Genomic DNA, 18,818 nt, shown 5'->3' on the forward strand with positions numbered 1-18,818 from the left:
CGGCTCTTGGCTTGATAGGACAAGCCTCAGCCGCGCGGGGAGTGCCCCGGTTGTGATCACGGGTGTGTTTCGGGTGTCGCCCCGAACCCTGGTCAGGACCAGGAAATGTCGGCCAACGAGCCCAACGGCGGCCGCTGCCCGAGCCCGGCCGCGACCGGCGCCACCGCGTCCGCGGCCAGCAGCGCGGGCGGGAAGCCCAGTGCCACCCGGGTTCCCAGTTCCGCCAGCGGCACCTGGTAGACCCGGAACTCGGCGAACTCCAAGCTCTCCACCCGGTTCAGGTCCTGCGTCAGCACGAACGCGCTCGCCTTGAGCACCCCGGCCTGCACCGAGGCGATCACCTTCCAGAACTCGCGCGGCAGCAGCACACCCCGGTACGCGCGGTCGTCGGCGCCGAACACCGGGCCGCCGAACACGCTGACCCGCAACCGGTCCACCTCGACCTCGGCGTAGAGCGCGTCCTCCAACCGGCCCCACAGCCCGGCGCGCACGCTCTGGTTGAAGTCCTCGACCTGCGGGGTGATGTTGGTGAAGTAGAACGAGTCCCGGTTGGCCCGCCGCGCTTCCGCCTCGGTGCCCCACAACAGGTCCGCGCGCCGCGCCAGGTGCCCGCGGTCGAGCCGGTTGCCCTGGTACACCTCGTCGCCGACCTGGACGTCGGCGGGCAGCCGGGGGTCCTTGAGGAACGGGATGCCGGTGCGGGCGAGCTTGCGCAGCCCGCCGCCGTCGACGTTCCACGCCACCCAGAACGCGAAGCCGCGCGACGCGCTCAGCGCCAGGGAGAAGTGCGTGTAGTCCACGCGCGTGGACCCGTCGAGCCGGACCGCGTCGGCGTCCGGCCCCGGACCGAGCGCGGGTACCGGCAGCGGTGGGCCGAGGAAGTCGGGGTCGTAGCCGGATCGCGGGGGTGTCATCGGGGTTCCCTTCCGCCGTGCGCCGGGGACGGGGTGAACGGTGCCGCCGTGGACCGCCCGGGGCAAGGGCCCGGCGGCCGAGGACACCGCACCGCGCCCTCGGGGGTGCCCGGGTGGGCAACCCTGCGTGCCCGCCGCCGCGATTGGTACAACGACCCGCCGCGCGCCGGGGACGCCGTCCGCCGGGTCTCCCTGCTGTTCGCCGGGGTCGCCATCTCAGGACACGGACCGGTCACGTCCGCTTACGGGTGAACCGGTACGCTCCATTCTTGCGTACCGCGTGTGATCGCTGGCGCTGAGTTAGATTGATCTTGTTTGGATCGGGTCTGTCACTCGCCAGGGCGAAACCCGCCTGGTGGCGTCAGTGGCAGCCGACGAGTGTGGAGAGCTGTGAAGCGGAACAGCGGGTCGCCCGCGAAGTCGACCACGACGATCCGGTCCCGCCTCACCGGTGTCGTGGTGGTGCCCAGCGTCATCCTGCTGGTGATGTGGGCGGTGTTCTCGTCCTACACCGTGTTCGACGGCATCTACCTCAAGGCCGTCACCAGCGGTGTGCAGGACGCTTCCATCCCCGCGGTCGACACCTTCGCCGCGCTGCAGCGCGAGCGCCAGCTCACCATGACCGTGCTGAGCTCGACCAACCCCGACACGCTCGCGCTCAAGACCCAGCAGCAGACCACCGACAAGGTGGTCCAGGAGCTGCGGGTGGCCCTCGACGGCCTCTCCGCCAACGCCCCCGCCGAGGTCAACGCCCGGGTGCAGGCCCTCAACCAGGCGCTGGCGCCGCTGCCGCAGCGGCGCGCCCAGGTCGAGTCCGGCCGCGCCAACGCCACCGAGATCTACACCTACTACAACACCGTGCTCGACGCCGGTACCGCGCTGTTCGACACCCAGGCGCGCATCGTGCCCGACTCGGTCGTCGTGCAGGCCGGTCTGACCGCCACCGACATCTTCCGCGCCGCCGACCGCATGTCGCGCGCCTCCTCCGTGGGCGCCGCCGCGCTGACCGCGGGCGCGTTCACCGCCGACCAGCACGTCGAGTTCGCCAACCTGGTCGGCTCCTACCGCGCCACCGTCGCCAACGCCGCCGCCGCGGGCACCGACGAGGTCAAGGCGCACTACCAGCGGCTGATCACCTCGGAGTCCTGGCTGCGGCTCACCGGCGCGGAGAACGCCCTGATCGGCGCCGCGCCGCGGCTGTCCGACACCGGCGGTCGCCGCGCCGAGCCGGTCGTGCTGCCGGTCAACGCCGGTGAGTGGGAGGCGATCACGCAGAGCGCCTCGGAGGAGCTGATCAAGCTCGCCGTGGAGCAGGCCACCGGCGGGGTGGAGCTGGGCCTGGACCGGGCCGACCAGAAGTTCTTCGAGGTGATCATCGGCAGCCTCATCGCGCTGCTGGCCGTGGTCACCGGCATCGTGCTCGCCGTGCGCATCTCGCGCAGGCTGGTCAACAAGGCCCTGGTCACCCGCCTCGACCAGCTCAAGAACGACTCCCTGCAACTGGCCCACGAGAAGCTGCCCGGCATCGTCGACCGGCTGCGCCAGGGCGACCGGGTCGACGTCGGCGCCGAGGTGCCGCCGCTGGACTACGGCACCGACGAGATCGGCCAGGTGGCCGACGCGTTCAACGCCGCCCAGTACACCGCCATCGCCGCCGCGGTGAAGGAGAGCCAGGCCCGCGAGGGCGTCAACCGCGTCTTCCTCGGCATCGCCCACCGCCACCAGGGCCTGGTGCACCGCCAGCTCAAGATCCTGGACAAGATGGAGCGCGAGGAGGAGAACCCCGAGCACCTCGACTCCCTCTTCCAGCTCGACCACCTCGCCACCCGCGCCCGCCGCAACGCCGAGAACCTGATCATCCTCGCCGGTGAGCAGCCCGGTCGGCAGTGGCGCAAACCGGTGCGGCTGCTCGACATCCTGCGCGCCGCGGTCGCCGAGACCGAGCAGTACGTCCGCGTCCGCGTGCGCCAGGTCCCCGACGTCGCGCTCAACGGCGTCGCGGTCGCCGACACCATCCACCTGGTCGCCGAACTGGTCGACAACGCGGCCTCGTTCTCCCCGCCGCGCTCGCAGGTCGAGGTCTACACCAGCCAGGTCTCCGGCGGCGTCGTCGTGGAGATCGAGGACCACGGCCTGGGCATGACCGCCGAGGACCGCGAGCAGCACAACCAGATGCTGACGCACCCGCCGGAGTTCGACGCGATGGCGCTGCGCGGCGAGTCCCGCCTCGGCCTGTTCGTCGTCGCCCGCCTCGCCGCGCGCCGCGCGATCCGCGTCGAGCTGCGCGAGTCGCCCTACGGCGGCACCGTCGCGCTGGTGTTCATCCCCTCCGACATCGTCGCCGAGACACCCGAGTTCGTGCCCGAGTCCGACGCGCCGAGCCCCCGGCCGCGCAAGGCGCTCGACCGCGCGGCCCCGGTCGTCGACAGCGACGCGGTGGTGGGGCCGCCGCAGCGCGGCATCGACAAGTTCTGGTCCGACGCCGGTGACGACCTCACCCGCGCGGAGGCCGAGGTGGCGGCGCAGTGGCCGCTGACCGACGAGGAGGCGCCGGAGCACCCGGTCGCCGTGGCCGGGAACGGGGTGGGGGACTCGCCGCACACGGACAACGGGCACCGCGACGGTGGCCGCCCAGAGGGTGCTCGGGCAGAGGGTGCTCGTGCGGACGGTTCCGCGGCAGCTCAGGGGGAGCGCCCGGTCCTGCCGCGCAGGCAGCGCCAGCAGAACCTGGCCCCGCAGCTGCGCGACGAGCCGGTGCTGCCGGACTGGGAGGTCGACGCCGAGCCCGAGCAGAACGAACAGACCGCGAAACGGGTCCGCGACACCATGGCCGCCTTCCAGCGCGGCACCAGGCAGGCGCGCCGAACCGATGGAGCGCAGCAGTGAACCCCCCGGGTGCGGCCGAGGGGTTGATGGCGGGGACGACGGGGAAGGAACAGCCGAAGGTGAACGACAAGATCGGTCAGGACCACCAGCTGAACTGGCTTTTGGACGACCTGGTCCGCCGGGTCGTGGGGATCCGCCACTCGGTCGTGCTGTCGGCGGACGGGCTGCTGCTCGGCCGCTCCGCCGAGCTGTCCAAGGACGACTCCGAACACCTCTCGGCGATGGCCTCGGCGTTCCAGAGCCTGGCCAGGGGCACCGGCCGCCAGTTCGGCGGCGGCCAGGTCCGCCAGACGATCGTGGAGATGGACCACGCGTTCCTGTTCGTCACCGCGGCCGGTCGCGGCGCCTGCCTGGCCGTGCTCGGCGAGGAGGACGCCGACGTGGGCATGATCGCCTACGAGATGAACATGCTGGTGAAACGGGTCGGTGCCCACCTGGCGTCGGCCCCGCGCGGTGGCGCCCCGGTCACCGTGTCCGGTCGTCGGCCCTCGTGATGTCCGGCGAGGCGGACTGGTGGTTCGACGAGGCGGCCGGACCCCTGGTCCGCCCGTACGCGATGACCAGGGGGCGCACCCGGCCCAACGCGCCCAACCTGAACCTGGTCACCCAGGTCCGGGTAGCCCGCCCGCCGTCGGACCCCTCGACGCTGAGCCCGGAGCACCTGCAGATCATCGACCTGTGCAAGGTCCCGCTCTCGGTCGCCGAGGTCGCCGCCTACCTGAACGTGCCGCTCGTGGTGGTCAAGGTCCTGCTCAGCGACCTGATCGAACGCGGCGACGTGCAGGCTGGCGCGCTGTTCCAGACCACGGAGATCAACGACACGAAGTTGCTTCAGGCGGTACTCGATGGCATTCGGAGGATCTGAACAGGTGAGCGACACCCCGGTGGTCCCCACCTCAATCAAGATCGTCGTGGCAGGCGGCTTCGGCGTCGGCAAGACCACCATGGTCAACTCGGTGAGCGAGATCCCCCCGCTGCGCACCGAGGAGGTCCTCACCGAAGCCAGCGTCGGCGTGGACGACATGCGCGGCATCGAAGGCAAGGAGACCACCACGGTCGCCCTGGACTTCGGCCGCATCACCATCAACCCCCAGGTCGTGCTGTACCTGTTCGGCACCCCCGGGCAGAACCGCTTCTGGTTCATGTGGGACGAACTCGCCCACGGCGCCCTGGGCGCGATCGTCCTGGTCGACACCCGGCGGCTGGACTCCAGCTTCCCCTCGATCGACTTCTTCGAACGCCGCGACATCCCGTTCATCATCGCGGTCAACGGCTTCGAGGGATCCTGGGAGCACACCGCCGAGGAAGTCCGCCAAGCCCTCGACATCGCCCCCACCGTCCCCATCATCAACTGCGACGCCCGCATCAAGGACTCCAGCAAGGACGTCCTGGTCGAGCTGGTCCAGTACACAATGGACCTCCTCAACAAAGCCCCCGTCTAGCCGGTCGTCCGAGCAGGCCACCATTCTGTCCAGGAGCCTGCTCCCCTTGCCCTGCCCCAATCCGGACTCTGACGCAGTGCTGCCCCCTGGACCCTCGGACCCTGCAGTGCCATCCCGCCCTCCGTCAGGTCCGCCCCAGCCCACCTGATCAGCACCTGGACACTCGGACCCTGCGGTGCCAACTCGCCCCCCCGTCAGGTCCGCCCCGACCCACCTGGCCAGCGCCTGGACACTCGGACCCGCCGGTGCCAACCCGCCCCCCGTCAGGTCCGCCCCAGCCCACCTTCCCAGCACCTGGACAGTCGGACTCGCTGGTGCCAAGCCGGCTCGATGGGGCGGACTTGTTTTGTGTGGGGGGACGGCACCCGTAGCGTTTCCGCGCGGCAGGGCCTGCTTTTGGGCCCCTGCTTTGCGGTTCTGCGTCGGGTGTTGTAGGGGCCCCGCGCAAAACAAGTTCGCCCCATCGAGCTTGTCGCATTGTCGCGGATCAGATGCAATGCCGAAGGCGAGCCGTTCACCGGAGCCGAAGGCGGAGGCCCGAATCTCTTGCCCCGCACTCCCAGCCACGGCTGACGTCAAGATCAACCTGATCGAAAGCCCCCAAATACACAGCTTACCGACGCGCACCGACACAACGGCAGCACCGAACAGCACCCTGTGGACACCCAGAACCGTTGTGGACAACCACAACCAGCCCGCAAGATCATCTACACCAAGAGCCCCCGATATACAGCCTACCGACGCACACCGACAACCCGGGAGCACCAAGCAGCAGCCTGTGGACAGCCACAACCGTTGTGGACAAACAACCCCAGCACCACCCGCCAGCCCCCAGCCATCAAGCGCATCAACCCAACCACCACACGCCAGCCACCCTCAAGCGCACCCCACTTAGCGCCACGCACGCCCTCAAGCGCACCTCACTAGGCGCCCGCGCCAGCCCTCAAGCGCACCCCGCTAAGCACCATGCGCCACCCTCAAACGCACCTCGCTAAGCGCCCGCACGCCCTCAAGCCCACCTCACTTAGCGCCACGCACCAGCCTCAAGCGCACCCACTAAGCATCGCGCGCCAGCCTCAAGCGCGTCCCACTAAGCACCCCGCGCCACCTCAAGCACACCCCACCAACACCAGCCCTCAAGCGCCAGCATCAGTCTCATCCTCAAACTCCCCAAGGATCTCCTCCAACAGATCCTCCAACGCCGCCAACCCCACAACCTCCCCACGCGCCGACACCAACGCCAACTGAGCCCGTTCCCCCCGCATCCGCCCCACCGCGTCCGCTGCCGTCAATTCAGCGTCCAGCACCAACGCGTCCGTCATCAGCCCCTCAGCAGTCACCGACGCCGACACCATCGTCGCTCGCACCGCGTCCCGCACGTGCACCAAGCCCACCGGCTCCCCACGCGCGTCCAGCACGATCAACCGCGACCGACCGCTTGTGCGGCACACGTCTTCGATCTCGCCGACCGAGGCCGATGAGTGCACCGCGACCATCGCTGACCGCGGCGCCATCACCTGGCCCACTGTCGTCCGTTGCGACTGCAGCACGCCGGAGAGCATCTGGTGTTGTTGTTCCGGCAGCAGACCGTGCTCCCGCGACTCCCGCAGCAACATCCGCAGGTCGTCCGGTCCGTGCGCTTGTGCCACCGTGTCTTGCGGTTCGACCTTCACCGCGCGCAACGTTGCGTTGGCGAGTCCGTTCAGCATGGTCAGCACCGGGCGGAAGACCCGGGTGAAGGCGCGGAACGGCAGGGCCAGCCACTGCGCGGACCGCTCGGGGTGCGAGATCGCCCAGGACTTCGGGGCCATTTCGCCGACCACCATGTGCAGGAACACCACGATGGCGACGGCGAGGATGAAGGCGATCGGGTAGCTCCAGGCGGGGGACAGGCCCAGGGCGGTGAACAGCGGGTCGAGCAGGTGCGCGACCGCGGGCTTGGCCAGGGCGCCCAGGCCCAGGGTGCACAGGGTGATGCCCAGTTGCGCGCCTGCGAGCATCACCGACAGCTCGCGGGTCCCCGCGACGGCCGCCCTGGCCGCGCGGCTGCCCTCGGCCGCGGCCTCCTCGAGCCGGTGCCTCTTGCTCGCGACCAGGGCGAACTCGGCCGCCACGAAGAACGCGTTCGCGACCAGCAGCACGAACGACACCAGCAGTGCGGGTCCGGTGCTCATGCCGACACCTCCGAGCGGACCGACACCAGCACCGTGCGCGGGACCCGGCGGTGCACCTCGGTGACCGATACGACCGCGGTGTGCGGACCCTCGTCCAGGTCGTCAGCGGCCAAGGCCACTTGGACCTCGACGTGGTCGCCGGGGCGGGGGACGCGGCCCAGGTGCTGCATGACCAGGCCGCTGACGGTGTCGTAGCCCGCGCTCTCCGGCAGTTCGATCCCGGTGACCTCGGCGACCTCGTCGACCCGCCAGCGGGCGGGCACCGACCAGGACCCGTCGGCGTGCGCCACGGCCTGGACCTCCATGTGGTCGTCCTCGTCGAGGATCTCGCCGACGACCTCCTCGGCGACGTCCTCGAAGGACACCACGCCTGCGAAGCCGCCGAACTCGTCGACGACGCAGGCCAGTTGGCGGTGCTCGGCGCGCAGCCGCTCGAGGACCTCGGGCAGCGGGAGGCTGTCGGGCAGGAACAGCGGGGCGACGGCGATCTCGTGCACCGGGGTGCTCGCCCGGTCGGCAGCGGCCACGGTCAGCACCTCGGCGATGCCGACCACCCCGATGACGTCGTCGACGTCCGAGCCGACCACCGGGAAGCGGGAGCGGCCGGTGTCGAGCAGTTCGACCACCCGGACCACGGGCTCGTCGGCGCGCAGCAGGTGCACGTCCACCCGGGGCGTCATCACCTGGCCCGCGGTGAGCGTGCGGAAGTCGAGGCCGCCCTCCAGCAGCCGGGTGGTCCCGGCGTCGAGGTGCCCGCCCTGGCGGGACTCGCCGATGATGCCGCGCAGGTCCTCCGCGGTGGCGCCCTGCGGCAGCTCCTCGATCGGCTCGATGCCCACCGCGCGCAGCAGCCGCGTCGACACCGTGTCGAACAGCCGGATCAGCGGGCCCGCGACGGCCAGGTAGACCAGGGTGGACCGGCTCAGCGACCTGGCCAGCGCCTCGGGCTTGGCGATCGCCAGGTTCTTCGGCGCGAGCTCGCCGAAGACCATCTGCACGACCGTGGAGAACAGCAGCGCGACCACCAGCGACAGCGCCGTGCTGACCCCGTCGGGCAGCCCGGCCAGGCCGAGCAGCTCGGCCGTGCCGTCGCCGAGGAAGGGCTCGGAGACGTAACCGACCAGCAGCGCGGTCACGGTGATGCCGAACTGGGCCCCCGAGAGCACGAACGACAGCCGCTGGGTGACCCGGTAGGCGCGTTCGGCCGCCTTGTCGCCGTCTTCGGCGAGCTGGCGCAACCGGTTGCGGTCGACGGCGACGTAGGCGAACTCCTGGGCGACGAAGTAGCCGGTCGCCGCGGTGAGCAGCAGGACGGACAGCACGCCGATCAGGATCAGCACCGGCCCTCCGGGGTGGTCACGGCGGGGCAGCGGGCGAGGCGAGTCTGGAGCCGGGCGTGACCCGGCCCGGGACTGCAGCCATCAGTCGAAGACATGCCCACAACGCTAACACGGTGTCCGATTCGACGTCCGATACCCGCCGCGCCCACCGTCCACCATGGACTTACCGGGAATCGCGCTGGAGCGGGGTGTCAACGGCGCACCCCGATCGGAGCATCGGGCGTCCCACGTGACGAAGATCGCGCCGTGCACGCCCGTCCGCACGCACGGTCACGGGGGCACGCGCGCGCACGCGCGCGCGTTGATCACCGGTGGACCGGTCCGCCCGCGCCGGTGGCGGGTGTCGGCACTGCTCAGTGGATCGCGGACGCGGTACGGCAATAGTTGTAAATTGTTCACGAAGTGAATTGCTTCACAGGGACCTCGGCGGTTTCCGGCGACCCTCCGTGGTCGCCGCATTGTCGCTAGCATGGCGCCCACAATCCGGCAACAGCGGATTTCGGATCCATTCCTCATTTACGCTCAGTCAGTGCTCGTCCGGAGTGGATCACCGCGTTGGCGGTAGTGAGTGGTTCGTATTCACCCGTACGTTGCCTGATGTCGTCGGTGTGGGTGAATGGCTGGGTAGGGGTCTGCACGTGAGGATCACGCGGTCGAGAGCGGTCTCGCTCAACGGACACACCGGGACACAGGTACGGCGGTTGTGTGCGGTTGTGGGCTTGACCCACCGCGCCGACGAGGTCGCCGACGTGCTCGCCGACATCATCGGGCCCGCGGGCTCCCGCCCGCTCGACGAACCCGCGCCGTGGCGCTCCGATGTGGCCGATGACCACACCCCGGTCGAGTACTCCATCGCGTTCGAAGAGGACGGTTCGCACACGCTGCGGCTGCTGGTCGAGGCGGGCGCGCGCAAGCCGGGGCCCGCGGCCAACCTGCGCGCCGCGCTGGCCGCGTTGGACCGGTTGGCGCAGCGCTACCCGCTCTCGCTCGAGCGGTTCACCGCGGTGCGCGAGCTGTTCCTGCCCGCCGAGCCGCGCGGGGTGTTCTCGCTGTGGTTCTCCATCGTGGTCACGAAAGCGCGGGTCGCGGTCAAGGTCTACCTCAACCCGCAGGTGCACGGCCAGGCCGCCGCGCCGGGCCTGGTCGCGGCCGGGCTCGACCGGCTCGGCCTGGCGGCCGCGTGGCCCGACCTCAGCGCCCACGCGCCGCGCCCGGGGTCCACATTGGACCGCTTCTCGTTCTTCGCCATCGACCTCGACGACACCCCCCGCTCCCGGGTCAAGGTCTACCAGAGCCACTTCCGCGCCGGGCTGCGCGAGCTGACCCGGTTGGGCGCGGCGTGCCCGCTCACCGACGCGGGTGTGCTCGCCGACTTCACCGCGACCATCGGCGGCCTCGACTCCTACGACGGCCGTCCGCTGGTGACCAGTCACATCTACCTAGACGGTGATGAGCGCCCGCGCGGGTTCTCCGTCTACCTGCCCGTGCGCGACTACGTGCGCGACGACGAGGTGGCGCTCGCGCGGACCAAGACCCTGTTGTCCGCGCACGGTTTCGACGCCGCTGTGCTCGACCGCGCCGTGGCCGCGGTGACCGACCGACCGCTCGACTCCGGGGTCGGCCTGATCGCGCACGTGTCGCTGCGCATGGGCAGGCCGCGGCCGGGCGTGACCGTCTACCTCTCGGCCGAGGCCTACGCCGTCGCCGCGCCCGCGGTCGAGGCGGTCGGCGCCGCCTGACCCGGGAATCCAGGGAAAACCGTCGAGGAAAAGGACGTAAACAGCAGATGCCGCTCATGGAGCCATACCGCGTCAAGGTCGTCGAGCCCATTCCGATCCTGACCCGGGCCGAACGCGAAGCGGCAATGGCCAGGGCGGGGTACAACCCGTTCAACTTGCGCGCCGATGAAATCACCATCGATCTGCTCAGCGATTCCGGTACGGGGGCGCTCTCGGCCGCGCAGCAGGCGGGCGGCGCGCTCGGCGACGAGACCTACGCGGGCTCGTCGTCCTGGTTCCGCTTCCGCGGCGTGGTCGACGAGCTGACCGGGTACCCGCACATCTTCCCCGTGCACCAGGGCCGGGCCGCCGAGCGGATCCTGTTCAACGCGCTGCTCAAGCCGGGCCAGTTGTGCGTGAGCAACACCCACTTCGACACGACCAGGGCCAACGTCCTGCTCGCGGGCGGCACCCCGCTCGACCTGCCCTGCGCCGCGGCGGCCGACCTCGACAGCGACCACCCCTTCAAGGGCGACATCGACCTCGACGCCCTGCGCGCGGTCCTGGCCGGTCCCGAGTCGGTCGGCGTGGTCGTCATGACCATCACCAACAACGGCGGCGGCGGGCAGCCGGTGTCCATGGCGAACCTGGCCGCGGTGCGGGACCTGTGCCGCGAGCACGGCGTGCCGTTCTTCCTCGACGCGGCCCGCTTCGCCGAGAACGCGTGGCTGGTCGTGCAGCGCGAACCGGGCTGGTCGGACAAGACCCCGGCCGAGGTGGCCCGGGCCGCGTTCGACCTGGCCGACGGCGCGGTGGCCTCCCTGAAGAAGGACGCCATCGCCCACATCGGCGGCTTCCTCGCCCTGCGCGACCCCGAGTTGGCCGCCCAGTGCGAGTTGGTGCTCATCGCGACCGAGGGCTTCCGCACCTACGGCGGCCTCGCCGGGCGCGACCTGGAGATGCTGGCCCAGGGGCTGACGGAGGTCGTCGACCCGCGCTACCTCGCCGCCCGCGCCGCCGCGACGCGGTACCTGGGGGACCTCATCAAGGCCGCGGGCGTGTCCATTGTGGAACCGGCGGGCATCCACGCCCTCTACCTCAACGCCGGACGGCTGCTCACCCACATCCCGCCCGCCCAGTACCCCGGGCACGCGCTGGCCACCGAGCTCTACCTGGCGGGCGGTATCCGCTGCGCCGAGTTGGGCACCCTCTACCTGGGGGAGGAGGACGAGAACGGTGACCTCGTCAAGGCCGCCCCTTACGAGTTGGTGCGGTTGGCCATCCCACGCCGCGTCTACACACAGAGCCACCTGGAGTACGTGGCCGAGGTAGTCGCGGAGATCGCTAAGAGCCCGGAGAAGGTGCCCGGCTACCGGATGGTGTCTGCCCCGCCGCTGCTACGTCACTTCAACTGCCGCGTGGAGCCCGTCCGGTCTTAGAGCATCCACAGGGTCCGCACCTACCCTGGCCGATATGGCTCTGACTGCGACAAACAGACGTACCGGTCCGTTGCTGGCGCTCGTCGGCCTGCTCGGTGGCGTCGTGTTGCTGCTGTCACTGCACCTGCTGCCGCCGACCAACCAGATCAGCCCGGTGCGGCGGACGATCAGCGAGTACGCGCTTAGTACCAACAAATGGCTCTTCGACGCCTCTATCCTGCTCATCGCCGCTGCGTCCGCTGCCGGGTTCTTCCTGCTGTGGCGCAGGCGGGCTCACCTGCCGACCGCGGTGTTCGGCGCGATCTGGACGCTGAGCCTGCTGGCCGTGGTCGTGTTCACGAAGAACAACTGGGCGATCGGTCCCAGCACGGGCGGCATGGTCCACCGCTACGCCAGCGTCGCGGCGTTCTTGTCGCTGCCGCTGGCCGTCATGCTCGCCGCCGGGTGGCTGTTCCCGCGACAACGGGCCTGGCGGTGGGCGGCGCGCGGCTTCGGGGCGCTGTCGCTGCTGTGGTTCGGCACGATCGTGGTCGGCGCGGTCAACATGCTCGCGGGCGGACCGCCGTGGTGGCGGTTCGTGCCGCTGGGCCTCGTCGAGCGCGCCATCGCGGGCTTCGCCGTGGCGGGACTGGTCGTGGTGCTGCTCGGCCTGCACCGCGCGGGTTCCCGACGAGTGGACTGATCCATCCCGCCCAAGGCCCCCGCGTGCTTCCGGTGTCACATCCGGCGTCCGATCGGCGATACGGTCTGCGTGATCGATGTCTGTACCGATGAAGGTTGGTCACTCCCGGCCGTAGGGACATATCCCTTCGGTCGCCCCGCCCTCCGCCGGGCTCCCCGCCTGCCGGAGACCGACCGCGCCGCGGCGTTCGTGCTCGGCGTCTACCCGGGTGCGCTGCGCGTGCGCTGGCACCGCCCCGGGGGACCACCCGTCGCCGCTTTAGCCGTGGACGACGAACCCTCGATCGACGCCGAAGAGGCCATGGATGCCTGGCGCGCCCAAGTGGGCTGGCGACCCGAGTGGGGCACGGTAGAGCTACCGGATCCCCCCGACGCCGCACGGTTGGTCGTCACCGAGGTCCTAGAGCCATTGGGCCTGGACCCCCGCGCCGTCTACGCCACCCACTGCGTCCCCAACTACTTCGTCAAATCCGGCGACCGGCAAGCCACTGCCATCGCCGCCTACGACCGCTTTGCCATGACGGCAGGTCTACCGCCCGCCGCATTGCACCGCCGCCCCGATCGCCACGAACTGGTCCACCTCGCCCTCCGCCGCGAAGGCCGTAACCTCCTCCGGCAACTCAAGGACGCGGACGCCCCTCTAGTGATCACCCTGGGCCGAGAGGCAGCGGACGTCTTCGCGGGCCTCGCGGGCACCGACCGCATCCCCTTCCGCCTGACCGGCACCTACGGCTCAATCCACCCCGTCCCCCTAGGCGCCCGCGAGCTCCACTGGATCCCGCTTATCCACCCCGCGACCCGCCGAGGAGCAGGCTGGCGCAACACCCACACCCGCTGGGCCCTGGAGCGAAGCCGCGTTTTGCCTGGCGGCTGACTGGGAACCTCCGCCACGTCAGTTCGGCTGGAGTCGTTCGGCTGGAGGGGGACAGGTGCGGTTGCGACGGAGTGACTGTGCTTCGCCAGGGATCCGCCGCCGCAAGGCAGGTCGGGGCTTCTCCTACAGTTCCGACGACGGAAGTCTGGTTACAGAGGCCGAGAAGGACCGGATCCGGCAGTTGGCCATACCGCCCGCTTGGCGGGAGGTATGGATCTGCCCGCGACCCAACGGCCACATCCAGGCGGTCGGCTTGGACGACGCGGGCCGCAAGCAGTACCTCTACCACGACCAATGGCGTGCGGAACGCGACGTGGAGAAGCACGAGCGGGTACTGGTGCTGGCCCGTCGCCTGCCGCGGGTGCGTGACCGGATCGAGCGGGACCTCACCACGTCCGGGCTGAGCCGTGACCGCGTCCTGGCCGGAGCGCTGCGCATCCTGGACCGAGGCGTCTTCCGGATCGGGGGAGAGGAGTACGCCGAGGAGAACGACTCTCGCGGCGTCGCGACCCTCTTGCGCCGCCACGTGACGCAGGCCAAAGGTGACCTGCACTTCGAGTTCCCCGCCAAGAGCGGGCAGCACCGCGTAGCGACTATCCACGACCCGCTGCTCTCGAAGCTCGTCGTCGCACTACGGCGGGGACGCCGCGACGATGACCGCCTCTTCCACTACCGGGACAAGGCAGGCGAAGGTGAGATTCGCGCGGATGACGTCAACGAGCGCTTCAAGGAACTGGCCGGGGACGACTTCACCGTCAAGGACATGCGCACTTGGACGGCCACCGTCCTCGCTGCCACCGAGTTCGCCGCCTACGACGGGCCGCCGAGCAAGCGAGCGGAGGCGGCCGTGATGCGCACGGTGGCCGAGCAGCTGGGCAACACGCCCGCCATGGCCCGCAAGTCCTATGTGGATCCCCGGGTGGTGGAGGCCTTCACCGAGGGCCGGACCATCAGGGCCGCGTTCAGCCGGATCGCGGGGGAGGGGCCGGTGCGCGAGCCGTTGGAGCGGGCGGTGCTACGCCTCCTCCGGGTGTGAGTCACCGGCCTTCGTCCGGCGCCGGGGCGCACGACCCGATGGTGCCTTCGGCGTCGGGAACTCCGGGGCGGCCGGGATCGGTAGCGTCACCTCACCATCGATGGTGATCGCCTGGCCGTGGTGGGCGGCCGGGATGGGGTCGCCGGAGATGAGTCGGTAGGTCGCCTCCGCCGCGGTGATCTCCACCTGGATGCGGGTGCCGCGGAAGCACATCCTGAACGCCACCCGGTCCAGTGCCGACGGCAACCTGGGCGCGAACGTCAGCTTCCCGTCGTAGTCGCGCATACCGCCCAGACCTGCCACCACGGCCTGCCATGCCCCCGCCAGCGACGCCATGTGCAGCCCGTTGGCCACGTTGTGGTGCAGGTCGTTGAGGTCCGTTAGCGCTGCCTCGGCCAGGTAGGCGTAAGCGAGGTCCAGGTGCCCGCACTCGGCGGCCACCACCGACTGCGTTCCCGCCGACAGCGAGGAATCGCGGACCGTCCGCGCCTCGTAGTACGCGAAGTCGCGGGCCTTCTGCTCCAAGTCGAAGGCATCACCGCGCAGGTGCAGGGCCAGGACCAGGTCTGCCTGCTTGACCACCTGCTTGCGATAGAGTTCGAAGTACGGGTAGTTCAGCAGCAGCGGGTAGTGCTCGGCAGGGGTGCCCTCGAAGTCCCACTCCTCGTGCACAGTGAAGCCCTCGGCCTGCTCGTGCACTTGGAGCAAGTCGTCATAGGGGATGCGCATCCGGTCGGCCGCCCGCGCCCATTCCGCGGTCTCCTCCTCCGTGACCCCGAGGCGGGTGGCCACCCGCGGGTTGCGCCCGCACGCCGCGATGGCCTCACGCAGGTTCTTCTGCGCCATCAGGTTCGTGTAGACGTTGTTGTCCACCACCGCCGAGTACTCGTCCGGCCCGGTGACCCCGTCGACGCGGAACCCGTCGTGCGGGTCGTGGTGGCCAAGTGACTGCCACAGCCGGGCGGTCTCCACCAGCAACTCGGTGCCTGCGGCCTGGTCGAACTCGGCGTCGAGGGTGGCCGCGTGGTAGCGGGCGACCGCGTCGGCGATGTCGGCGCTGACGTGGAACGCCGCCGTCCCCGCAGGCCAGTACGCCGAGCACTCCTGGCCGTTGATCGAGCGCCACGGGAACGCCGCGCCCCGCTTGCCCAGCACCTTGGCCCGGTCCTGCGCCAGCGGCAACGTCGCGTGCCGCCACCGCAGCGCGTCGCGGGCGGCCTCGGGCATCGTGTACGTCAGCACCGGCAGCACGAACGTCTCGGTGTCCCAGAACGCGTGCCCGTCGTAGCCGGGGCCGGTGAGCCCCTTGCCCGGGATGGCCCGGCTCTCCCCGCGCGCCCCGGCCTGCAGGATGTGGAACAACCCCAGCCGCAGCGCCTGCTGCAGTTCGTCGTCGCCGTCGACCTCGACGTCGGCGGCCTCCCAGAAGTCGGCGAGGAACTCCTGCTGCTCGGCGAGCAACCCCGCCCACCCGGTCTGGCGCGCTCCCGCCAGCGCCGCCTCCACCTGGGCGCGCAGCGCGGGCCCCGAGCGGCCGCTCGACCAGCCGTAGCCCAGGTACTTGGTCAGCCGCAGCGCCCCGCCGACCGGGATGTCGGCTGCCACGGTCAGCCGCGCGAGGTCGTCCTCGGCGGAGATCTCGGTGCGCAGCCCCGGTACCGCCTCGACCTCGTGGTCCATCCCGGCGGCGATCCGCAGGCCGGACTCCCTGGTCCGGTGCACCAGCACTGCGCGCAGCCCCTCGCAGTGGTGCGCCTCGGCCGCCAGCGGCGCCTTCAGCGCCAGCGCCACCCGGGGGTCGCGGGTCCTGCTCTCGATCGGCTCGTTGGCCAGCAGGTCCGACTGTGCGACCAGCTGCGTCACCTGCGGCCCGCTGTCCTCGACCGGCTCGACCTCGTAGCGGATCGCCGCGACCGCGCGCTGGGTGAACGACACCAGCCGCTTGGTCCTGACCCGCACCTTGCGACCGGTCGGCGACTCCCACAGCGTCTCCCGGGTCAGCACCCCGGTGCGGAAGTCGAGCGTGCGGTGGTGCTCCAGGGCCCGGCCGTACCGCATGTCCAGCGGCTCGTCCTCGACCAGCAACCGGATGATCTTGCCGTCGGTCACGTTCACGACCGTCTGCCCGGCCTCCGGGTAGCCGTACCCGGCCTCGGCGTAAGGCAACGCGTGCTCTTCGTAGAACCCGTTGAGGTACGAGCCGGGCAACCCCACGGGCTCACCTTCGTCGAGGCTGCCGCGCAGCCCGATGTGCCCGTTGGACAGGGCGAACACGGACTCCGTGCGGTGCAACTGGTCGACCGCGAGCCCGGTCCACCGCAGTTCCCACGGCGCCAGGTCGAACCCGCCGCTCACTTGGCCCCGTCCAGCAGGTCCGCCAGGTCGTCCACCACGATGTCCGCGCCGTGCTCCCTCAGCTGCTCCGCCTGATCCGCCCGGTTGACCCCGACGACGTAGCCGAACCCGCCCGCGCGACCGGCCTCGACACCCGACAGTGCGTCCTCGAACACCGCCGCCGCACCCGGGGCCACCCCCAGCGCCCGCGCTCCCGCGAGGAACGAGTCCGGGGCGGGCTTACCGCGCAACCTCTGCTCGACGATGGTCACCCCGTCGATCCGCGCCTCCACGAACGGCGTCAACCCCGCCACCGCCAACACGTGCTCGCCGTTGGCCGATGACGTCACCACGCCGATCCGCTTCCCCGCCGCGCGCGCCGCCTCCAGGTACGCCACCGAACCCGGGTAGGGCTGGATCCCCCGCTCATCGATCAGCCGCAGCAGCGCCTCGTTCTTGCGGTTGCCGACCCCGTTGATCGTCGCCGCGTCGGGCGCGTCGTCCGGCTCGCCCTCGGGCAACCGGATCGCCCGCGAGGCCAAGAACGTCCGCACCCCGTCCGCCCGGGGGCGCCCGTCGACGTAAGCGTTGTAGTCGTGATCGCTGAACGGCCCCCGCTCGCCCTCGGTCGCCCCGGCCAAGAACTCGTCGAAGGTCTGCTTCCACGCGATCCGGTGCAGCGTCGCGGTACTGGTGAGCACACCGTCGAGGTCGAACAAGCAAGCCGTAACGCCCACAGGCAGCCCGATCATGCCCAAACGCTACCGGCGCGGGCGCCCCGCGGCAGGCCAACCGCGGCTTCTCCCGCACCGCCCGTGGTGCCGCGGGGGTTGCGTTGCTGGGAGAATGCCCCCATGTCGGTCCCCACTCCCGAATCGGCCAGCGCCGCCCCCCTCTTCGACGTGGTCGTCGAGGAGCACCCCGATGCCGCGGTCGTCGTCCGGGCGCGGGGTGAGATCGACCTGCTCACCGCCCCCCGCTTCGCCAAGGGCATGGTCGGCGCCATCGACGGCGGGGCGCGGCTGGTCGTGGTCGACCTGGACCGGGTGACCTTCTTCGGGTCGGCCGCGGTGGCGAACCTGGCCCGGGCCGCCGAGCGGGCCGACGTGCGCGGGACCGGCTTCCGGCTGGTGGTCGGGGCGTCCATGGCGACCCGCGTGCTGGAGATCAGCGGCCTCGCCGACCTGCTGGAGCTGCGGACCACGGTGGCTGAGGCGCTCGCGGGCTAGCACCCTCGGAGTTACCGCCGGGTTACTGCGGAGAGTGATCGACGCCACCTCGGCTCGGGAACGCGCGGACCCCCTCGCGCGTTGGACCGGGTGTCGCCGCGCGGAGGAGGATCCGCGGTCGTTTCCCGGAGATGTTCCCCCCAACGTCGCTGGACGCACACCGCGTGCCTCCGCGGCGGCGACGCGAAGCCGCCGACCGGACATACCCCCACCCCAGTCCGGTCGGCGGCACCAGCCACTACGGTGCGTATCCGGTGCGGAGGTTTCCCGGGCAGGCCCACCGGGTATCGCGCTGGGCGTGAGAACCACTGTGTCGACCACTCACCCGCCCGCCGCCCAACTGCCCACCGCCCACTCGCCCACTGCCCACCCGCCCGCCACCGGGCCGCGGCAGGCCCAACCGCGAACGGCCCAGCCGCGGGTGCCCGAACAGAGGGTGCCCCAGCCCAGAATGGCCGAGCCGTGGCAGGACCACGGCGCCTGCCGGGGTGTGCCCTCGGAGAAGTTCTTCAGCCCGGACAACGAACGCGGCCGCGCCAGGGACCGCCGGGTGTTGGCGGCCAAACTGGTCTGCTCGGCCTGCCCGGTGCTGCGCCGCTGCCGCGACCACGCCCTGCGCACCGCCGAGCCCTACGGGGTGTGGGGCGGCCTGGACGAACGCGAACGCGCCGAACTGCGCCGCACCGGGTGACCCGCACCGCCTGATCCCCACCGCCTGATCCCCACCGCTTGGTCGCCTGGTCCCGTCACT

General features: G+C 70.8%; 17 protein-coding genes. 12 read left to right on the forward strand and 5 right to left on the reverse strand.

Translation table 11 applies throughout. The annotated features are described in order from the left end of the window. Positions 1 to 92: 92 nt before the first annotated feature. On the reverse strand, positions 93 to 914 hold the full coding sequence (locus tag LV75_RS18380) for a DNA/RNA non-specific endonuclease (protein ID WP_253888171.1): 822 nt from the start codon (positions 912 to 914) through the stop codon (positions 93 to 95). A gap of 48 nt (positions 915 to 962) precedes the next feature. On the opposite strand from LV75_RS18380, the gene LV75_RS18385 reads away from it, so the two are divergent. The 5 genes from LV75_RS18385 to LV75_RS18405 all read left to right on the forward strand — a co-directional run bounded on the left by LV75_RS18385 (position 963) and on the right by LV75_RS18405 (position 5,242). After that, a complete protein-coding gene (locus LV75_RS18385; RefSeq protein ID WP_253888172.1) occupies positions 963 to 1,166 on the forward strand; it encodes a hypothetical protein in 204 nt (67 codons plus the stop codon). Positions 1,167 to 1,304: 138 nt separating this feature from the next. Next, entirely contained in the window at positions 1,305 to 3,800 is a 2,496-nt protein-coding gene (locus tag LV75_RS18390; protein ID WP_253888173.1) for a nitrate- and nitrite sensing domain-containing protein, read from the forward strand. A gap of 26 nt (positions 3,801 to 3,826) precedes the next feature. Beyond that, positions 3,827 to 4,294, forward strand: coding sequence for a roadblock/LC7 domain-containing protein (locus tag LV75_RS18395; protein ID WP_253888525.1), 468 nt, complete (start codon positions 3,827 to 3,829; stop codon positions 4,292 to 4,294). Continuing rightward, the gene (locus tag LV75_RS18400) at positions 4,294 to 4,665 is read left to right on the forward strand and encodes a DUF742 domain-containing protein (protein ID WP_253888174.1); all 372 of its coding nucleotides are present in this window, start codon (positions 4,294 to 4,296) and stop codon (positions 4,663 to 4,665) included. Before LV75_RS18395 ends, LV75_RS18400 begins: the two co-directional genes overlap by 1 nt. After that, complete coding sequence (locus tag LV75_RS18405; protein WP_253888175.1) at positions 4,646 to 5,242, forward strand: GTP-binding protein; 597 nt, start codon at positions 4,646 to 4,648, stop codon at positions 5,240 to 5,242. Before LV75_RS18400 ends, LV75_RS18405 begins: the two co-directional genes overlap by 20 nt. Positions 5,243 to 6,378: 1,136 nt before the next feature. Here the strand turns inward: LV75_RS18405 and LV75_RS18410 are convergent. Next, positions 6,379 to 7,416, reverse strand: a complete 1,038-nt coding sequence (locus LV75_RS18410) for a hemolysin family protein (RefSeq protein ID WP_301319416.1) — start codon at positions 7,414 to 7,416, stop codon at positions 6,379 to 6,381. After that, on the reverse strand, positions 7,413 to 8,756 hold the full coding sequence (locus LV75_RS18415) for a hemolysin family protein (RefSeq protein WP_253888176.1): 1,344 nt from the start codon (positions 8,754 to 8,756) through the stop codon (positions 7,413 to 7,415). Before LV75_RS18415 ends, LV75_RS18410 begins: the two co-directional genes overlap by 4 nt. Before the next feature lie 719 nt (positions 8,757 to 9,475). Between LV75_RS18415 and LV75_RS18420 the strand changes: the two genes are divergently transcribed. The 5 genes from LV75_RS18420 to LV75_RS18440 all read left to right on the forward strand — a co-directional run bounded on the left by LV75_RS18420 (position 9,476) and on the right by LV75_RS18440 (position 14,504). Next, positions 9,476 to 10,495 carry a tryptophan dimethylallyltransferase family protein gene (locus tag LV75_RS18420; protein WP_253888177.1) on the forward strand — a complete coding sequence of 340 codons (1,020 nt, stop codon included), beginning with the start codon at positions 9,476 to 9,478 and terminating at the stop codon, positions 10,493 to 10,495. 47 nt (positions 10,496 to 10,542) lie between these two features. Continuing rightward, positions 10,543 to 11,913 carry a tryptophanase gene (locus LV75_RS18425; RefSeq protein ID WP_253888178.1) on the forward strand — a complete coding sequence of 457 codons (1,371 nt, stop codon included), beginning with the start codon at positions 10,543 to 10,545 and terminating at the stop codon, positions 11,911 to 11,913. A 34-nt stretch (positions 11,914 to 11,947) separates the two neighbouring features. Next, positions 11,948 to 12,595 carry a DUF998 domain-containing protein gene (locus tag LV75_RS18430; protein ID WP_253888179.1) on the forward strand — a complete coding sequence of 216 codons (648 nt, stop codon included), beginning with the start codon at positions 11,948 to 11,950 and terminating at the stop codon, positions 12,593 to 12,595. A 69-nt stretch (positions 12,596 to 12,664) separates the two neighbouring features. Further along, on the forward strand, positions 12,665 to 13,468 hold the full coding sequence (locus LV75_RS18435; RefSeq protein WP_253888180.1) for a hypothetical protein: 804 nt from the start codon (positions 12,665 to 12,667) through the stop codon (positions 13,466 to 13,468). A gap of 55 nt (positions 13,469 to 13,523) precedes the next feature. Further along, positions 13,524 to 14,504 carry a DNA topoisomerase IB gene (locus LV75_RS18440; RefSeq protein ID WP_253888181.1) on the forward strand — a complete coding sequence of 327 codons (981 nt, stop codon included), beginning with the start codon at positions 13,524 to 13,526 and terminating at the stop codon, positions 14,502 to 14,504. Here the strand turns inward: LV75_RS18440 and LV75_RS18445 are convergent. Then, entirely contained in the window at positions 14,484 to 16,859 is a 2,376-nt protein-coding gene (locus LV75_RS18445) for a glycoside hydrolase family 65 protein (protein ID WP_253888182.1), read from the reverse strand. The two genes, LV75_RS18440 and LV75_RS18445, sit on opposite strands and share 21 nt — an antisense overlap. Then, positions 16,856 to 17,590 (reverse strand): HAD family hydrolase, encoded by a 735-nt coding sequence (locus LV75_RS18450; protein ID WP_253888183.1) that lies wholly within the window; start codon positions 17,588 to 17,590, stop codon positions 16,856 to 16,858. Before LV75_RS18450 ends, LV75_RS18445 begins: the two co-directional genes overlap by 4 nt. Positions 17,591 to 17,692: 102 nt before the next feature. On the opposite strand from LV75_RS18450, the gene LV75_RS18455 reads away from it, so the two are divergent. Both LV75_RS18455 and LV75_RS18460 read left to right on the forward strand, forming a co-directional pair. After that, positions 17,693 to 18,067 (forward strand): STAS domain-containing protein, encoded by a 375-nt coding sequence (locus LV75_RS18455; protein WP_253888184.1) that lies wholly within the window; start codon positions 17,693 to 17,695, stop codon positions 18,065 to 18,067. A gap of 451 nt (positions 18,068 to 18,518) precedes the next feature. Further along, the gene (locus tag LV75_RS18460; protein WP_253888185.1) at positions 18,519 to 18,758 is read left to right on the forward strand and encodes a WhiB family transcriptional regulator; all 240 of its coding nucleotides are present in this window, start codon (positions 18,519 to 18,521) and stop codon (positions 18,756 to 18,758) included. Positions 18,759 to 18,818: the final 60 nt, after the last annotated feature.

This window comes from Actinokineospora diospyrosa, assembly GCF_024171925.1.
Lineage (GTDB): Bacteria > Actinomycetota > Actinomycetes > Mycobacteriales > Pseudonocardiaceae > Actinokineospora > Actinokineospora diospyrosa.

What these genes read in the sequence shown, in the direction of transcription:
- LV75_RS18400 (WP_253888174.1), top strand. Translation starts at nt 4,294, where the DNA reads ATGTCCGGCGAGGCGGACTGGTGGTTCGACGAGGCGGCCGGACCCCTG.
- LV75_RS18425 (WP_253888178.1), top strand. Translation starts at nt 10,543, where the DNA reads ATGCCGCTCATGGAGCCATACCGCGTCAAGGTCGTCGAGCCCATTCCG.
- LV75_RS18395 (WP_253888525.1), top strand. Translation starts at nt 3,827, where the DNA reads ATGGCGGGGACGACGGGGAAGGAACAGCCGAAGGTGAACGACAAGATC.
- LV75_RS18460 (WP_253888185.1), top strand. Translation starts at nt 18,519, where the DNA reads ATGGCCGAGCCGTGGCAGGACCACGGCGCCTGCCGGGGTGTGCCCTCG.
- LV75_RS18450 (WP_253888183.1), bottom strand. Translation starts at nt 17,590, where the DNA reads ATGATCGGGCTGCCTGTGGGCGTTACGGCTTGCTTGTTCGACCTCGAC.
- LV75_RS18430 (WP_253888179.1), top strand. Translation starts at nt 11,948, where the DNA reads ATGGCTCTGACTGCGACAAACAGACGTACCGGTCCGTTGCTGGCGCTC.
- LV75_RS18380 (WP_253888171.1), bottom strand. Translation starts at nt 914, where the DNA reads ATGACACCCCCGCGATCCGGCTACGACCCCGACTTCCTCGGCCCACCG.
- LV75_RS18455 (WP_253888184.1), top strand. Translation starts at nt 17,693, where the DNA reads ATGTCGGTCCCCACTCCCGAATCGGCCAGCGCCGCCCCCCTCTTCGAC.
- LV75_RS18405 (WP_253888175.1), top strand. Translation starts at nt 4,646, where the DNA reads ATGGCATTCGGAGGATCTGAACAGGTGAGCGACACCCCGGTGGTCCCC.
- LV75_RS18410 (WP_301319416.1), bottom strand. Translation starts at nt 7,416, where the DNA reads ATGAGCACCGGACCCGCACTGCTGGTGTCGTTCGTGCTGCTGGTCGCG.